The organism is Kordia antarctica, from assembly GCF_009901525.1.
Lineage (GTDB): Bacteria > Bacteroidota > Bacteroidia > Flavobacteriales > Flavobacteriaceae > Kordia > Kordia antarctica.
The window spans coordinates 778,096-794,525 of the sequence record NZ_CP019288.1 but is presented as its reverse complement, the minus strand read 5'-3'; the positions used below and the strand labels follow the sequence as shown (position 1 = coordinate 794,525).

The 16,430-nt window shown below is 31.7% G+C and carries 17 protein-coding genes; 13 read left to right on the top strand and 4 right to left on the bottom strand.

Features of this window, described 5'->3' with window-relative positions; all coding sequences use genetic code 11:
• Positions 1-7: 7 nt before the first annotated feature.
• The 5 genes from gndA (at position 8) to IMCC3317_RS03425 (ending at position 5,649) form a co-directional block, all read left to right on the top strand.
• Positions 8-1,891 carry an NADP-dependent phosphogluconate dehydrogenase gene (gene gndA / locus IMCC3317_RS03445; protein WP_228054939.1) on the top strand — a complete coding sequence of 628 codons (1,884 nt, stop codon included), beginning with the start codon at positions 8-10 and terminating at the stop codon, positions 1,889-1,891.
• A gap of 25 nt (positions 1,892-1,916) precedes the next feature.
• Positions 1,917-3,194 carry an Nramp family divalent metal transporter gene (locus IMCC3317_RS03440; protein WP_160128112.1) on the top strand — a complete coding sequence of 426 codons (1,278 nt, stop codon included), beginning with the start codon at positions 1,917-1,919 and terminating at the stop codon, positions 3,192-3,194.
• A 64-nt stretch (positions 3,195-3,258) separates the two neighbouring features.
• Entirely contained in the window at positions 3,259-4,347 is a 1,089-nt protein-coding gene (locus IMCC3317_RS03435; RefSeq protein WP_160128111.1) for a polysaccharide lyase family 7 protein, read from the top strand.
• Positions 4,348-4,368: 21 nt separating this feature from the next.
• A complete protein-coding gene (locus IMCC3317_RS03430) occupies positions 4,369-5,136 on the top strand; it encodes an SDR family NAD(P)-dependent oxidoreductase (RefSeq protein WP_160128110.1) in 768 nt (255 codons plus the stop codon).
• Positions 5,137-5,478: 342 nt separating this feature from the next.
• A complete protein-coding gene (locus tag IMCC3317_RS03425; RefSeq protein ID WP_160128109.1) occupies positions 5,479-5,649 on the top strand; it encodes a hypothetical protein in 171 nt (56 codons plus the stop codon).
• 105 nt (positions 5,650-5,754) lie between these two features.
• On the opposite strand, the gene IMCC3317_RS03420 is transcribed toward IMCC3317_RS03425, so the two are convergent.
• The gene (locus IMCC3317_RS03420) at positions 5,755-6,195 is read right to left on the bottom strand and encodes a 4-fold beta flower protein (protein WP_160128108.1); all 441 of its coding nucleotides are present in this window, start codon (positions 6,193-6,195) and stop codon (positions 5,755-5,757) included.
• A 323-nt stretch (positions 6,196-6,518) separates the two neighbouring features.
• Between IMCC3317_RS03420 and IMCC3317_RS03415 the strand changes: the two genes are divergently transcribed.
• From IMCC3317_RS03415 to IMCC3317_RS03385, 7 genes are all read left to right on the top strand, one after another.
• A complete protein-coding gene (locus tag IMCC3317_RS03415) occupies positions 6,519-6,680 on the top strand; it encodes a hypothetical protein (RefSeq protein ID WP_160128107.1) in 162 nt (53 codons plus the stop codon).
• Positions 6,681-6,763: 83 nt separating this feature from the next.
• Entirely contained in the window at positions 6,764-7,732 is a 969-nt protein-coding gene (gene gwsG, locus IMCC3317_RS03410; protein WP_160128106.1) for a grasp-with-spasm system ATP-grasp peptide maturase, read from the top strand.
• Positions 7,729-7,914: a hypothetical protein gene (locus tag IMCC3317_RS03405; RefSeq protein WP_160128105.1), complete on the top strand. Its 186-nt coding sequence runs from the start codon at positions 7,729-7,731 to the stop codon at positions 7,912-7,914. The genes gwsG and IMCC3317_RS03405 overlap by 4 nt, the downstream gene beginning before the upstream one ends.
• On the top strand, positions 7,911-8,915 hold the full coding sequence (gene gwsS, locus IMCC3317_RS03400) for a grasp-with-spasm system SPASM domain peptide maturase (RefSeq protein WP_160128104.1): 1,005 nt from the start codon (positions 7,911-7,913) through the stop codon (positions 8,913-8,915). The genes IMCC3317_RS03405 and gwsS overlap by 4 nt, the downstream gene beginning before the upstream one ends.
• Positions 8,863-10,542 (top strand): hypothetical protein, encoded by a 1,680-nt coding sequence (locus tag IMCC3317_RS03395; protein WP_160128103.1) that lies wholly within the window; start codon positions 8,863-8,865, stop codon positions 10,540-10,542. Before gwsS ends, IMCC3317_RS03395 begins: the two co-directional genes overlap by 53 nt.
• 241 nt (positions 10,543-10,783) lie before the next feature.
• Positions 10,784-10,948: a hypothetical protein gene (locus tag IMCC3317_RS03390; protein ID WP_160128102.1), complete on the top strand. Its 165-nt coding sequence runs from the start codon at positions 10,784-10,786 to the stop codon at positions 10,946-10,948.
• A gap of 50 nt (positions 10,949-10,998) precedes the next feature.
• A complete protein-coding gene (locus IMCC3317_RS03385; protein WP_160128101.1) occupies positions 10,999-11,166 on the top strand; it encodes a hypothetical protein in 168 nt (55 codons plus the stop codon).
• 120 nt (positions 11,167-11,286) lie between these two features.
• Here IMCC3317_RS03385 and IMCC3317_RS03380 read toward each other — a convergent pair whose 3' ends face one another.
• The 3 genes from IMCC3317_RS03380 to IMCC3317_RS03370 form a co-directional block, all read right to left on the bottom strand.
• The gene (locus IMCC3317_RS03380; protein WP_160128100.1) at positions 11,287-11,475 is read right to left on the bottom strand and encodes a hypothetical protein; all 189 of its coding nucleotides are present in this window, start codon (positions 11,473-11,475) and stop codon (positions 11,287-11,289) included.
• Positions 11,476-11,570: 95 nt separating this feature from the next.
• A complete protein-coding gene (locus IMCC3317_RS03375) occupies positions 11,571-11,960 on the bottom strand; it encodes a RidA family protein (protein ID WP_160128099.1) in 390 nt (129 codons plus the stop codon).
• A 281-nt stretch (positions 11,961-12,241) separates the two neighbouring features.
• A complete protein-coding gene (locus IMCC3317_RS03370) occupies positions 12,242-14,926 on the bottom strand; it encodes a putative LPS assembly protein LptD (RefSeq protein WP_160128098.1) in 2,685 nt (894 codons plus the stop codon).
• A gap of 365 nt (positions 14,927-15,291) precedes the next feature.
• On the opposite strand from IMCC3317_RS03370, the gene IMCC3317_RS03365 reads away from it, so the two are divergent.
• Positions 15,292-16,422 (top strand): N-acetylmuramoyl-L-alanine amidase family protein, encoded by a 1,131-nt coding sequence (locus IMCC3317_RS03365; RefSeq protein ID WP_160128097.1) that lies wholly within the window; start codon positions 15,292-15,294, stop codon positions 16,420-16,422.
• The last annotated feature ends 8 nt before the right edge of the window (positions 16,423-16,430 follow it).

Below are 16,430 nucleotides of genomic sequence, written 5' to 3'. Positions count from 1 at the left end.
AAAAATATTGAAAAAAGTCATCTTTATTATGGGAGTTTCTGGTTGTGGCAAAAGCACTATCGGGAAATTACTATCACAAGAATTAGGGCTTCCTTTTTTTGATGGAGATAATTTTCATCCAGAAACTAACATTAAAAAAATGTCTAGTGGACACGCTTTAAATGATGATGACAGACAAAGTTGGTTAGAAACTCTAAACGATTTGGCGAAACAACAATTAGCTAAGAACAGTTGCGTTATTGTCTGTTCTGCTTTAAAGCAAAAGTATCGCGAAACTTTAACTAAAGATATTCAACATAGTTCAAAATGGGTTTTTCTTCAAGGTTCATTTGAACAGATTAAAGAAAGAATTAATAATCGGGAAGGTCATTTTATGAGTTCGGACTTATTAAAATCGCAATTTGACACGTTAGAAGCACCAAAAAATGCATTGCAAATAGCTATTAGTTTATCTCCAGAAAATATTATAAAAACTATAAAAAACGAATTAATGACTACTTCAGAATTTGGATTATTTGGTTTAGGTGTGATGGGAAAAAGCCTCTGTAGAAACTTAGCAACTAACGGATTCAAAATTTCGATGTTTAACAGACATGTTGAAGGCGTTGAAGAAGATATTGCTAAAAATTTTAAAGCTCAACATTCAGAGTTAGATCAAGCGGAAGCTTTTGATGATATTTCGTCGTTTATAAACTCTTTGCAAACGCCACGGAAAATAATGCTCATGGTAAATGCAGGAAAAACAATAGATCATGTCATTGAAGATTTATTTCCATTCCTATCAAAAGGAGATATATTAATCGATGGCGGAAATTCAAACTACAATAAAACAAAAGAACGGTTTGCCTATTTAAAAACCAAGAATATTCATTTCATTGGAGCTGGAGTTTCTGGCGGTGAAGAAGGCGCTCTAAAAGGACCTTCCATTATGCTAGGCGGAAACAAGGAAACGTACAAAGAAGTACAACCTTTTTTGGAAGCAATTGCGGCAAAAGACAAAAATAACTTGCCTTGTTGTACATATATTGGAAATGAAGGTAGCGGACATTTTGTGAAAATGGTTCATAACGGAATTGAGTACGTCGAAATGCAATTGCTTGCAGAAGTGTTTATGGTATTGAAGAAATTAGGGAACAATCCTGATGAAATTGCAACTATTTTGGAATCTTGGAAAACAACCGTAAATAGCTATTTACTAGAAATTACGATTGCTATTTTAAGAAAAAAAGAAGGCGATGATTGGTTAGTCAATAAAATAATGGACAAAGCAGGAAATAAAGGTACAGGAAACTGGACAACCATTACTACTGCGCAATTAGGCGTTCCAAGTACGATGATTGCTTCTGCGTTATTTGCACGTTATATTTCTTTCTATAAAGAAGATAGAATATTGGCGAGTCAAAACTTTCCGTCGAGTAATCAGGTCAAGCCTGATGTGTCAACTGATGAAATTTTAAAAGCGTACCAATTTGCTAGAATCATAAATCATTATCAAGGATTTACACTCATACAAGAAGCTTCAAAAAGCTACAAATGGAATTTAAACTTAAGTGAATTAGCACGAATTTGGACAAATGGCTGTATTATAAAATCTGATTTAATGATAGAATTGGTCACTATTTTCAAAACAACGAGTAATATCTTAACGAATGAGAACATCCTAAAAGAGCTAAATACACTAAAACCAGCGATAAAAAAGGTGGTTTCTGAATGTATTTTACATGAATTGCCAATTCCGAACTTAAGTGAATCGATCAACTTCTTACACAGTTTTGCAATAGCAAACTCATCAGCTAATATAATTCAAGCGCAACGTGATTATTTTGGAGCGCACACCTATCAAAGAAAAGATGATACATCTGGAAAATTCTATCATACCAACTGGAACTAACAACCAAAACTAAAACCACCAAACGATGCCAATAACTGAAAACAAAAAATCTTTACTAAAAAAAATCATTGCCATTGTATTGGGTTTTGGACCTGGAATATTTGCCATTGGATATACTATTGGTACAGGAAGTGTAACCGCGATGATTGTTGCGGGAAGTAAATATAACATGGAATTATTATGGGTACTGCTATTAAGCTGTCTTTTCTCTGGTATATTAATGTTTGTGTATGGTAATTATGGCTTGATAACAGGCGAAACGGCACTTTTTGGGTTTAAAAAACACTTGAAATACGGTAAAATATTAGCCATAGTAATTATTATAGGAGTTACGTTTGGACAATGGAATTCATTAATGGGTATTTTAGGAATTTCATCAAACATTATTTATGAAATATTAGTATTGAATTTTGATGGATTAAGTAACTATAAATATGAAGCTGTTTTAATAACTGCCATTGTAATAATTGTTATATTTTACTTATTAATGTTGGTGGGAAAATATACTTTTTTCGAAAAAATACTAGTCATATTTGTAACCTTAATGGGAGTGTCATTTGTGTTTTCCTTATGTTTTGTGCAGCCATTATCTATAGATGTTATGAAAGGATTACTGCCAACAATACCAGATGCTCCAGGAGCAAAAATATATGTTGCAGCATTTGTAGGTACTACGATGGCAGCAGCAACTTTTTTATCACGCCCTTTATTTGTAAAAGGAAAAGGATGGACATTAAAAAACTTAGATCAACAAAAGAAAGATGCTATTACTGCCGCTGTTTTAATATTTATTATTAGTGGAGTTATAATGGCAGTAGCGGCTGGTGCTTTATTTTATCAAGGGAAAGAAGTTACGCATGTATTAGATATGGCAAATACGTTAGAACCTGTTGCTGGTAAATGGGCAGTTACTATTTTCTTCTTTGGAGCATTAAGTGCAGGATTATCCTCTATTTTCCCGTGTTTACTAATCGCACCATTATTGATTGCCGATTACCAATCTGGAAAATTAGATACCAGTTCGCGTCAGTTTAGAATCATAACAGGTATTGCTTGTTTAGTCGCGTTAATTGGTCCTGCGTTTAACGCAAATCCTATTGAGATTCAAATTCTATCTCAAGTATTTAATGTGTTTGTTTTGCCTTTAGTCATTCTCGGGATTATTATTATGGTAAACAGTAAAAAAGTGATGAAAGAATATAAAACAAGCCTAGGAATAAACATTGGATTGTATGCTGCATTGTTCTTTTCTTGTGTTGTGTCCTATGCAGGAGTTGTTGGTATTATAGAAAAATACTTTTAATAGCGTACATTAAAAACACAAGAAAATAGATTTTTAAATAAAAAAGAAACCTAAATATAAAAAAATGAATAAAAAAAATATATTATCTATAACTACGTTCACAGTACTTAGCCTTTTTCTAGTACTAAATAGCTGTAAAAATGAAGCTAAAGAACCAAACAAAAATGAAGCAACAAAAACCGTTTACGCCAGTGACGTCATTCCATTTTTTGATCACTGGAAATTGATTTTAGGCGATGGTTCAAATGCTGGTATTGCAACTAATTTTGAAAACAAAGACTTCTTTTACACTGCAACGAATGATAAAACAAATTGGGTAGTTTTTAAAGCGCCAAATGGTGGAGATACACATGGAACATCAAACAATACAAGAACCGAATTGGCGCAAACGAAAAAATGGTACCCAAAAACGGCGAATGATAAACTAACAGCAACACTTAAAGTAATGAATGTATCTGCCACTGGTGATGCGCGTGTAGCGGCTTCGTATTCTGTGGTAATCGGTCAGATTCATAGTGCTGACAAACATGAAAACGAACCACTTAAAATATTTTACAAAAAATTCTCTGGTCATGCTAAAGGTTCGGTTTTTTGGCATTATGAAATCAATACAAAAGGTGATGACAATTCGGGAAGATGGGATTACTCAACAGCAGTTTGGGGAAATGACTTTTCTGTTGTTGGTACAGATGCAAGCACGTATCCAGAAGAACCTAAAGATGGAATTGCTTTGGGTGAAGAATTTAGTTATGAAATCGAAGTGAAAGATGGTATAATGAACTTAAAATTTACGAGTGAAGGACATGAAACCAAAACGTTTACAAAAAACTTAATCGTATCAGAATACACAACGACTGCAGATATCCCTGAGCAAACACAAAAATTATTTGTACCAATTGGTCAAGATGGAGTAGAACGTAAAAATGCATACGCTGGTGAAGGTTGCTTTTTTAAACTTGGTGCTTATAATCAAACCAATGGAAAATCTCCTGAAGTAAATATGAACTGGTGTTCTGGAGCTGAAACGCATGGTGGCGATATTCAAAAACAATATGCAGACGGAAATTATGCAGAAGTGTGGTTCAAAACTGGAAGCATATCTGTAAGTGATAATGCAGTTTCCAACGAAGGCTATTTTACTAAAAATGATTAAATCAATTAATTTAGAAACAACATGAATAATAATAAATTAGCTGGCAAAAATGTACTCACAACCGCTGGTGCACAAGGAATTGGTGAATCAATTACCAAACATTTTATTGACAGCGGAGCCAATGTTGCTATTCACTATTTTTCCAGTGCGGAGACTGCGAACCAATTGGTTGAATACGCAACAAGTAAAGGACAAAAAGCGATTGCTATTGCTGGCGACTTAACAAAAGAAACCGACGCGAATATAATGGTCAAAAAAACAGTAGAAGCACTTGGTGGTTTGGACATACTAATCAACAATGCAGGTTCACTAGTTGCGCGTAAAATGCTGAACGAAATGGAGACTGAGTTCTGGCACAAAGTAATGGACATCAATCTCACATCTATGATGTTTGTAACGCGAGTTGCAGCTCCTTATCTAGCAAAAAATGACAACAGTAGTATTGTTAACTTGGCATCACTCGCTGGGCGTAAAGGTGGTCATCCAGGATCATTGGTATATGCTACTAGCAAAGGCGCAATTCTAACATTTACACGAGCGCTTTCTACAGAATTAGGTCCACAAGGTACGCGAGTGAATGCTGTTTCTCCGGGTCTTATACTTGGAACTTCGTTTCACAATACGCATACGACAAAAGAATCAGCAGATAAAACAACGGCTGGCATTCCAATCCAACGCGCAGGAAATGCAGCTGACGTAGCGCGAGCAGTTTTATACCTGGCGTCCGAATATGACGGTTTTATTACTGGCGCTACGCTCGACATTAATGGCGGTGTCTATAATATGTAATTTCTAGATAAATTGTATGTGATTGAATGCTAAATCATATGCAGTTTGAAAATATAAAATACTAGCTTTATAAAAAGTTCAACAATAGTGTTGGACTTTTTTGTTTTCAAAATGTTTTTATTTTCTGGTTAACGTTTTTTTAGGATGATTCAAATTAATTTTTTCTCACCTAACAAGAAAAGTACAGTGACTTCTCTTAATACTTATCATTTTCTAAGCAAAAGCTATTTTAGGAAATAGTTTTTTCTTTCTTTTAAAGGCGAAACCGTAATCTTTTTCTTCAAATTAATTTTTATATTTAGATTATATCAACTTAAAAATATAATCATGTTAAAAAAAATTATGAATGTGGAAGGTGTTCAAAATCTTTCAAAAGAAATACAACAAGTTATTAATGGTGGAGCTCAACAACCATATACATGTAGAGATCCTTACCTTATACGAGCTGGAGATACTTGCGATCCAGGATATCATATGCACAGGCAAGGTCATTGTGTTTGCTGCTTGGATTAATACCAAACGAAATTTTAGTAAAAGATTTAAAACTCTAACAGCACTGTTGGAGTTTTTTTTAGTTAAATTATAAATGACTTTACGTCAGAACCAACATTTTGAAATTCACTTTTTCCCGCGCAATAAGAAAATCGCGAACGATTCCGTAGAAAATTGATCTCTGAAAAATGGTTTGAAAGGCGGAAACTTTTTAAAACCCTTGAAAGGCTTAAATTTTTTGAACGGCTTAAAAGGTTCATATCGTGTAAAAATGTTGGTAGCACTTTTTACAAATCCCACAATATATCCTTTATGGTTTATCACGAAACCATCATCATACCAACCTAAATGATTTCCGTTGAAACCATATATATCGTATAATTCTTCGTCATTTTCAGCATCGAGATATGCAACAGGCGTTCCGTCCCACAAGTAAATAGCCATTTCTTCTTTGGTAGCGATGTATGCAATTGGATCTCCGTTTTTATCGAACAATGAAATTTCTTGCGCAGTAGATTTAAGCGATAGGAGCGAAGCAATAAGTAGTAAGAAGATAATTTTTTTCATGTGTAATTCAATTAAAGGACAAATAACATTCATCTTTTGAAAGATACAATTTTCATGAGTTTTTCATTATTTACAAACTAGAAATTTTTAAAATTGTGTTAAATAAGGTAAAACCGTAAGCATAAAACTTATGATTTATATAATTTAATCAAAAGTTAAAAAAGATTGCGTCATTCTAAAGCATGCTGATGAAAATTTACTATTAAAAAAAGCATACTTTACTAATGGAAATTGACTAGTAAATCGAAAGTCAATTCATATAAAATAAGGAGAAAGCTGAAAATCCTTTAAAAGAGTAAGCAAAATTTATAACCCTTTTTATTATGAAAAAATTAGAAGACTTTAATTGTGAAAAAGTTGAAATAGATTCAATTTTTGGTGGAAGAATGGCATCTAATACGTTTAGTTCTAATACCGTAACAGTTGGTAGTGGAGCTCCTGCAGATGGAGACGATGGCTCTGATGAGGATTGGGATGACTTATAGTAGTATTCCGTTTATAATATTATAATGAGATTGTATGATTATTTGTACAATCTCATTTTATTTTTTTTAATTCCTTTGAATTTATGATATTAATTTTAAGCACACCAAGAGATTACGACACACAAGCTGTAATAGATTGGTTACATTTTAAAAATATTTCTTTTTTTAGGCTAAATGATGAAGATATCATGACAGGAAAAGCTTCATTTTTCCTTGATCCAATAAAGATTAAAGATTCATATATAATTTCAAAAAATACTAAATATTATTTTAAAGATTTTAGCGTTGTTTGGTATCGGAAGTTTGGCTTTTTTAAAAGTTATCAAGACGAGTTTGGGAGTAAAAATGATTTAGTACGTTATATCAATTCAGAATTTTCTGTATTAAGAACAATGATTTTCAATTTATTGGAAGATAAAAAATGGTTGTTCAAAAGGAAAAACATGCAAACTAAGCTTGAAATACTACATTTAGCGCATCAATTTGGATTGAAAATACCCAACACAACAGTTACTTCTAAAAAGGATGATCTTGAAATCTTTTTTAAACAGAATAATGGTTCAATTATTTCTAAATCGTTAGGAGAAGGAAAACATATACAATACGAAGGCAAAAATTATCCTTTTTATACTCAAAAAATAGAAGATCTTTCAAAAGTAACAGCGAAGTTTAGTCCTTCATTATTTCAAGGCTATATTAAAAAAGAATATGAATTGAGAATATTTTTTATTGAAGATAAGTTTTATAGCATGGTAATTTTTTCTCAAAGTAATGAAAAAACTAAGATTGATTTTAGAAATTACGATTTCGATAACCCAAATAGAGTTGCACGATATAAACTACCAAGTACAGTTGAGGAAAAGCTATCAAATTTAATGAAGCATATAGGTTTAAATACAGGCTCCATTGATATAATAAAAAGCGTAGATGGAAACTATTACTTTTTAGAGGTAAATCCTTCTGGGCAGTTTGGTATGACTAGTTTCCCTTGCAATTATAATTTACATAAAAAAGTAGCAAATTACTTAATCAAAAAATTAGATTACATATGAAAACTGTTTTAGTTGACAAAATTCCATTAGAATTTAAAGACTGTTTGCCTATCAATGTTTTTTTTATAGAAGGTAAAGAGGTTGGTCCTATTAAAAGATCAGATTTAACATTTGTAGCTTCTGACTTTTATACAACCGATACTATGAGGTGTTACGACTTTTATAAACCAGCTTTTTTATGATTGATAAAAACAAATATTTTAAACTTCATAATTCTTGCGTTCCAGTAAAAGGCTTAAAAAGAGGCGTGATTTATGATTTACAGAAAGGTAGTTTTTTCTTTTTGCCAAACTCTATTATAGAGCTACTTACTTCAAACGAAACAAACAAATTAGCAACAATTTATGCAGCATATGAGTCGCAAACACTCTTGTTAGACAAATATTTCAACTATCTGTTAGAAAGTGAATTAATACATTTAACTGAAGATCTAAACAAGTTTCCGACTACAAGTACAAAATTTGAATCTCCTTTTATCTTAGATATTCTTTTTTTGGAAATTGACTCCTTAGAAAACAGTAAAATAACACTATTACAAAACATCAACTCTTTAGGCTGTAGCCAAATTGTTTTTCTGACAAAAAATATACTTGATTTAAGTATACTAGAAAAAGTGGTTACCCTTTTAGAGCAATCAAAAATTCAAAATATTACACTAATAACGAAGCATGAAGAGAAAAATATAGCACCAATTTTGAATCTTCATTATAAATTTCCAAGATTTAGAAAAACAATCTTTTTTGAAAGTTCTAAAAAGGAGCAAAGCGAAGTAATTCAATTCAAATTTGAAGAAGGATCTTTAGATGCTATTTTAACAAAAAGAATTTCTAGCGTACATGATTTTGTTTTAAATCAAAAAGCATACAGAGAATCTTTAAAGCGTAATCTTTTTTTTAACAGGAAAGCGTATGTGGATAATAAAGGAAACATTAAGAATTACTACAATTCTAAAAATGTGTTTGGCACCATTGAAAAGGACGATATTAAATCAGTAATTTCTTCTAAATCATTTAGAAAAATATGGAAGGTAACGAAAGATAAAATTAAAATTTGTCAATCGTGCGAATTTAGATATGTCTGTCCAGATAATAGAATTCCTGAAACAAAAAGTAAACTTAAAAATGAATTATATGAACATACTTCCATTTGTAATTATGACCCGCAAACTACTGAATGGAAATAGTAGCGTATTTGTATATTTAATTTTACTAATCGCGCTGTCATCTTGCATTTCTATTGACGTGAATAGAAAATACAATTATTTTAATGGAAGCGAATTCTACAATGATTCTTTACAAATTAGCGCGCGCCTTTTTGGGGATATTAACTATTCATTTCCTCTTAAAAGCGAGTACAAAAAAATAATGGTTTATGATAATTTAAATGTTGATTATAAAGATTTAATACTCGCCGGAAAAGCATATTCTGCTCCCAAATATCACATGTATCTTTTCTATAAAAATAATAAAACCCATAAAAATGATACAACAATCAATTCGGTTGATTTAGTTGTAAATGATACAATTAATAAGTTTGTTCTATACAAAAAAGCAGAAAATACTAAAACAGCTTACGTATATTTAAAAGCAATTGGCAAGCACAAATCTAACACATCCATACTGCAAGACGGGAAATCAATAGTGAATTCTTTACGGTTTAATAACTCGTTGAAAGATGAACTTACGTACATGAAAATATTTAATACTTATAAAGAAGAAGATAATTTTTTATATGTAGATAGTAAATTTGAAACTGCTCCGATTGCTAAGAATAATAGCAATGAATGGACAAAATTTCAATTACTTACCACCATTTTATCCAAAGATCCAACGTATAAAAAATACAATGATTTGGTAGATAAGTTTGAACTTAAAAAAGAAAAATACTTAAAAAAACATATTGATTCTATTATAAAAAGCAACACAAGCGTAACTTTTGAAGATGATTTTTTAGAAAAAATAAAACAAATCTCAAAAAATAAAAAAGTATTGATGCTAAATGAAATGCATTGGCATCCAAAACATAGAATAGTTGCATTAAAAATGTTAACAACTTTAAAAGAAAATGGATTTAATTATTTGGCAATAGAAGCGATTGATAAAAGCAAAAATTCATTTTTTGAAAACAGTAATTTCCCTCTCAAATCTTCTGGTTATTACTCCAGAGAACCTTATTTCGGACTCTTTATCAGAGAAGCATTAAAACAAGGTTTCAAAATTGTTGGTTATGATGATTTCACCACAGAAAATAGAGAAAAAACGCAAGCACTAAACATAAAAGACATCCTGGATAAAGATTCAAATGCAAAAATAGTTGTCTATGCAGGAATTGATCATATTCTAGAAAAAAGCACTACAAACAAGCGGATGGCTGAATACTTTATGGAATTAACAACGATAAATCCTGTAACTATTGATCAAGTTGAAATCCCTTATAGCTCTTCAAACAGATTGATTTTAATAGAATCGTCTGCGTTTAAAAATGTAAAAAGAGTAAACACAAATGTCGATTTCTTCTTAATAAATAACATAACACCATCTTTAGAAGCTGTTTATGGAAAAGAAAACATTAGAAGTATAAATTACACAAATGATAAATTAGGTAAATACATTAATGAAGAATTATTATTTTCATTTTACTTTGTGAACGAATATTCAAAATATAAATCAAACTCAATACCTATTTTAAATAAAATTAGCACGATTAATAATAAGAATAGAAAGTTTAACTTACCTGTTGGATCCTATCAATTAATTGTAAAAGATATTCATAATAATTTAATTATTTCTGAACAAATAGATATAGAATAATTGAAGCATTTTCCACCTAATAAATAACGGATTACTTTTTTTTTGAAATTCGTTCGTAAACATCAATATTTTAAATGTTTTTTCCTCATATATATTCAATTTGAAGAACAAATAACTTTAGGAGTTGTTTAGTATTTACACATTAAAACGTGTTTAAAATTTTGTTAAGTAAGGCAAAACCGTAGAATTTAATCTTTTGGTTTTCATAATTTAATGGAATCAAACCTTAAAATTATAAATCATGAAAAAAAGAAATCTTAAAACCTTGAAATTATTAAAAGAAACAGTTTCATCATTAGCAACAGAAGCAATTACTGGCGGAACTATGGGATCTGGAATGTGTACATCAAGTAACAATTATCAATGTCATTTTCAGTGTGCAACTGCGCCTGCTGACGGTTGCTAAGACAACTTTAACACAGATTAATTTATTCATTCATTAAAAGAAATCAAATTATGTTGAAATCAATTTTAAATATTAAAAACGTACAAAAATTAGATAAGAAAACACAAGCAGAAGTTCTAGGAGGAATGCAATATCTTTGCGAAGATTTCTGCGATCCTTTTCTTAATGCACGTCGTTGTTATACAAGTAAAACAGATTTTTTCTGGCAGGCTTGTTAAAAGAAATAATAATTTTGAAGAATCCTCAGAAGGCACTAGTTTTTTGAGGTTTTTTTGTGCTGTAATTTTGAGAATAGTATTTTGAAAGTATAAGAGATTTAGGGGAAATTCAACTATATCTTAATACCAGAAGCAATATCCGTTTCCACCACATCTACCAGCATCACAGAATGTAAATCCGCCGCTGTATGGCTGACAACAAGTACTTCCTGATTGTTGGTAACAACCTCTAACAGGTCTTCCTCCGCTAATGTTTTGTTGTTCCGATTTGCTCAATACGGTTCCAACTTTTGAAATGTTTTTTAACATGATTATAATTTTATGGTTAATAATCATTAAAGTTAGTAAATCTACAAGTCAGTTAGTTATGTGTTTTCCGTACTTTAAGTATGTTTTTATTGAATTTACGCACCTTCAATTGCAATCATAGAAATTTCTACGTTTACAAATTTAGGCAAATTGGCAACTTCTACAGTTTCACGCGCTGGCGCAGTTGCATCATCAAAATATTCACTATAAACATCATTAATTTTGCTAAAATTGTGCATATCGCTAATGAAAATAGATGTTTTCACTACGTTTTCAAATGTCATATCAGCGGCAGCTAAAACAGCTTTCATGTTTTCCATGACTTGTTTGGTTTCCGCTTCGATAGAATCTTGCACAAGTTTCCCCGTTTTCGGATCAATAGGAATTTGACCAGAAGTATATAACGTTCCATTAATTAATACTGCTTGATTGTATGGACCAATTGGTGCAGGAGCGTTTGGTGTAGTTATGATTTTTTTTGACATTATTTAGACTTGGTTAGATTAGTTAGACTTACTTAGATTGTTAGATTGTTAGATTGTTGGATTGTTGGATTGTTGGATTCGTTTTTTATGTTGAGTAAATGTAAAACTTCAAGAGGTATTTTCAAAATAACTTTGAGATATATTAACCGAAAGAATAGAGTTAAGATCGCTGCGCTTTTAAAATCAAGATTTAATTCTAATAATCTAAGTAAGTCTAAAATGTCTAAGTAGTCTAATCAAGTCCAAGAAGTCTAAAAATCTGAGCAAGTCTAAGAAGTCTATCAAAGCCTCCTATCCGGTTCACTACGTTTTTCCCACTTCACATCACGTAAAACAGATGCTTTAATTCCAATGAAGAAATACCACGATGCACGCGAACTGAATGGAACCCAATTAAAATTGACTCGCCAACTCTTCAAATCGCGCTCAAAACGTAATTGTGTATATGTAAATCCTTTGTTTTTAAAGTCATAACCCGAAGAAGCTCCAATTTTCCATTGCGGAGTCAATTCAATATTTCCAGAAAACATAAGTGAATTATTAGAAATTTCTTCTTGTCGGTTGCTATTCAAATACGTCATTGAGTAGGCAAGACGTAAATCCCACGGAATTTTAGCACGATACGCTTCTACATCTTCTTTTTCTTCATCGTCTTCTTCATCATCATAATTCTGAAATGAACCGTTATCACTAAAATCTTGTGCTTTTCCAAACAAATCATCATCGCGTCCGCCACTTGCTGTATTATCAGAACCTTTCTTCTCTTTTCCATCAAAACTTTTACTTGAGAATGAATAATTCAGCGTTAAATTGGCACTTGTCAAACGGAATAAACTTCCACCATTATCAACATTAAACTTATTGATACGTGCTCCTTGATTATCAATTGCATACGGATCTAAATTTGCGCCAAAATTCACATTCATTTTACTGTTAAAAAGTTGCGTACTTCCCGAAACACGCACTGGCGACCAAGCCAATGAATCTGCGGCAATATTGTAACTCGTAGAAAAATTAAAGCTATTAAGTAACATTACCTTTTTGGGTTCTGTTTGAGTAGAATCTTTAGAGCGTACTTTAGCTTCCAATGTATTGGCTAAATTAAGTCCAATAGAACTCGCATACGTTCTGCTAGGCGTTCCAAAAAGTCCATCTTCAAAACGTGTATAATCTTGTAATGTATTATTGTCCGCATCAATAACGTAGGAATCATAATACTGATCAAAAGCTGGATTGTAACTATAACTTATTGACGGACGCATGGTATGTCGAATGGCTTGAATTTTTTTATCTTCACCACGATCAAACGTACCATATAAAGTTGTTCCTATACTTGTGCTAAAATTATACGTTCTATACGAATCAAATCCGCTAAGTGTATCTTTTACAGAATCTATTTGCAATGTACCTGTCGGATCGGTTGGATCAACAACAGCATCTGAACGATCTGTCGTTTTAAATGACCAAACTTCATCGTAATTTCCACCTAAGCTTACACTTAAATAGTTAAACAGTTTAAAGTTCGTATTTACAGGAATACTATGTCTTACACCAGTTTTTGCACCTTCAAACATTTCTTTTTTGAAGAATAATGAATCTGTGGTATTAATTCTATTTTCTCCGCGTAAATTATATTGAAAGTTTATATTTTGAATGATTCCTTTTTTCGTTCCATCTTTTGGTGCAAACGGATAAATACGCTCTAAACTAGCTTGTAAAGTTGGCAAGGTAAGATTGATACTTTGCGTGTTTGTATTCTGCGAATGCGTCGCTGTTAACGAAATATTTACCGAAGGATACGACGGAAATGTCTTTGAATATGAAACGGATGAATTTAAGGTATTATTTAAAAAATTAGCCGTATTCAGTTGATTTATAGATGATTGGTAATATGTACTACTTCCTAAGTTTACCGAAGCAGAAAAGCGAGAGTTTGGATTTGCTTTCTGATCTTGATTGTGCGACCAACGAATGTTATAAATATTAGATTTACTATAATCAGGAAAACCTCGTTGACTATTAATTAAAGCTTCAAACCGTACACTTACATTTCCTCTAAAACGATATCGCAACGCATAATTGCTTTCGCCTCTAAAGGCATAACTTCCATTTGTATAATAATCGCCCAAAAGTGCCAAATCAAAATAATCGCTCACAGCAAAATAATAACCACCATTTTGGAAGAAATATCCGCGACTGCTATTTTCACCAAAAGTTGGAAAAATAAATCCAGAAGTTCTATCATCTGTCAAAGGAAAATACGCAAACGGAAAACCAATTGGCGTTGGCACATCTGCGATATACATATTGGTTACTCCTGAAACAATTTTTTTACCGGGAACTAATTTAATTTTTCGCGCTAGAAAGTAATATTCAGGATTGTCAAGATCTTTAGAAGTGGTAAATTTTGCATTTTTAATAAAAACTACGGAATCATTTTCCTTTTTTGTCAACTCTCCATAAATCTGAGTACCATTTTGCTCAGTTCTGGAATTCCAAATCAATGCTTTTTCGGTGTCCAAATTGAATCGAATAGAATCAGGTTCCACAATACTTTCTGCTTGTTTAAAATAGGGTGATTGCGAATATACGCCTGCGGAATCCTTTAAACGACCTGCGTACACTTCATTCTTTTCATAATCTAATATAATAATTCCCGACTTTAACTCTGTATCTTGATAATACAATTCGGCTTCATTATATAAGTAGATTTGTTTTGTGCGCTGACTAATTTTTACATAATCTTTCGCTTTATACTTTACCAAATCTAATAATACAGGTGCTTTTTCAGGAACAGAATCTTTTTGAATAGAATCGTTCTTCACAGAATCATTCACTTTGCGTGTTCCTATTTTAATAGAATCTTTCAGGTTTACCTTCAAAGTATCCGTTGGCTCAATAAAAGGCTTTAATGGAAGCTTTTTCCGCTCGGGAAGTTCTTGTGAAATAGCAAACGAACTAATCAATAGTAGGATTAGTTGTATACCTATGTAAAATCTTTTTGTCCGCAATGCTCTAGTCCAAATTCGTTATAATTCACAAAAGAAAGATTTCTTTTATGAATAGTCAAGTAACTTTTATATTTTCGTTTCAAATATAGGTCGTAAAAGTATGGCTCAATAATTGAAGTGCCAAACCTGTTAGTGTATTTTTATCATAGATTTATGAAAAATTAATCATAATTAACACAATAAGGAACGTAGATTAACATTATTATACTATAATCAAATAAAAAGAGCCGACATAATTAAGTTTATGTTAACATATATAGGTGTTGGCGAATTGTATTTGACCTACTAAAGATATAAACGAACAGCTAAAAATCGAATTTATGCAAAAATATTTTTTACTTTTAATGATGCTCTGCACGACTAGTTTTTTAGTTGCGGCGAACGGAACCACAGAAAAGAATCCTCCAAAAAAGAAAAAGCAATTTGTTGTAATGCTTGATGCTGGACATGGCGGAAGAGACACAGGAACACCAGGAACTGGACGTTATAAAACCACGGAAAAGGACATTGCTTTAGATGTTTCATTGGCGTTGGGAAAGATGTTAGAAAAACTTCCTAATGTAAAAGTTATTTACACACGCACCAAAGATACGTATCCAACATTACAGCAACGTGCTATAAAAACGAATAAGAAAAAAGCAGATTTATTCATTTCTATTCACTGCAATGCGCAACCTGGAAAAAAAGGAACAGCATACGGTTCGGAAACATTTGTATTAGGGTTGAGTAAAAATAAATCAAATTTAGAAGTTGCCAAGCGCGAAAACTCGGTGATTTTATTGGAAGACAATTATGAAGAAACTTATGGCGGATTCGATCCAAACTCGCCAGAATCATTAATAAGCTTAATTATCATGCAAGAAGAATACTTAGATCAAAGTATTGAAATTGCATCGTACATTCAAAAAGAATTTAAAACTACTGCAAAACGTAAAGATAGAGGCGTAAAGCAAGCAGGTTTTTGGGTATTATCAAAAACGTATATGCCAAGTGTTTTGGTAGAATTGGGTTTTTTAACGCATAAAAAAGAAGAAGACTATCTAAACTCTAAAAAGGGTAAAAAAGTCATGACAAATTCTTTATATAATGCGATCAAAAAATATATTTCATTGCATGTGGATATTTCTTCAGATGCTAAAAATACCGTTGTAGATCATCACGAAAGTGAAGAAAAAGCGGTTTCAAGAGTATATAAAGATGTTACGTTTAAAGTACAATTGGCGGCGAGTTCTAAAAAGATTTCTACAAAAGCATATAATTTTAAAGGATTAAAAGAAATATCAAGAGAAAAAGCGGGAAAAATATTTCGTTATTTCTACGGAGAAACTTCTGATTATGAAGAAATAAAGCGTAAAAAAGAAGCAGCTATTCGCAAAGGGTATGCAACATGTTACATTGTAGCTTACAAAAACGGAAAAAAGATATCCTTAACAGAAGTGCTAAAACAATAATAAATTAG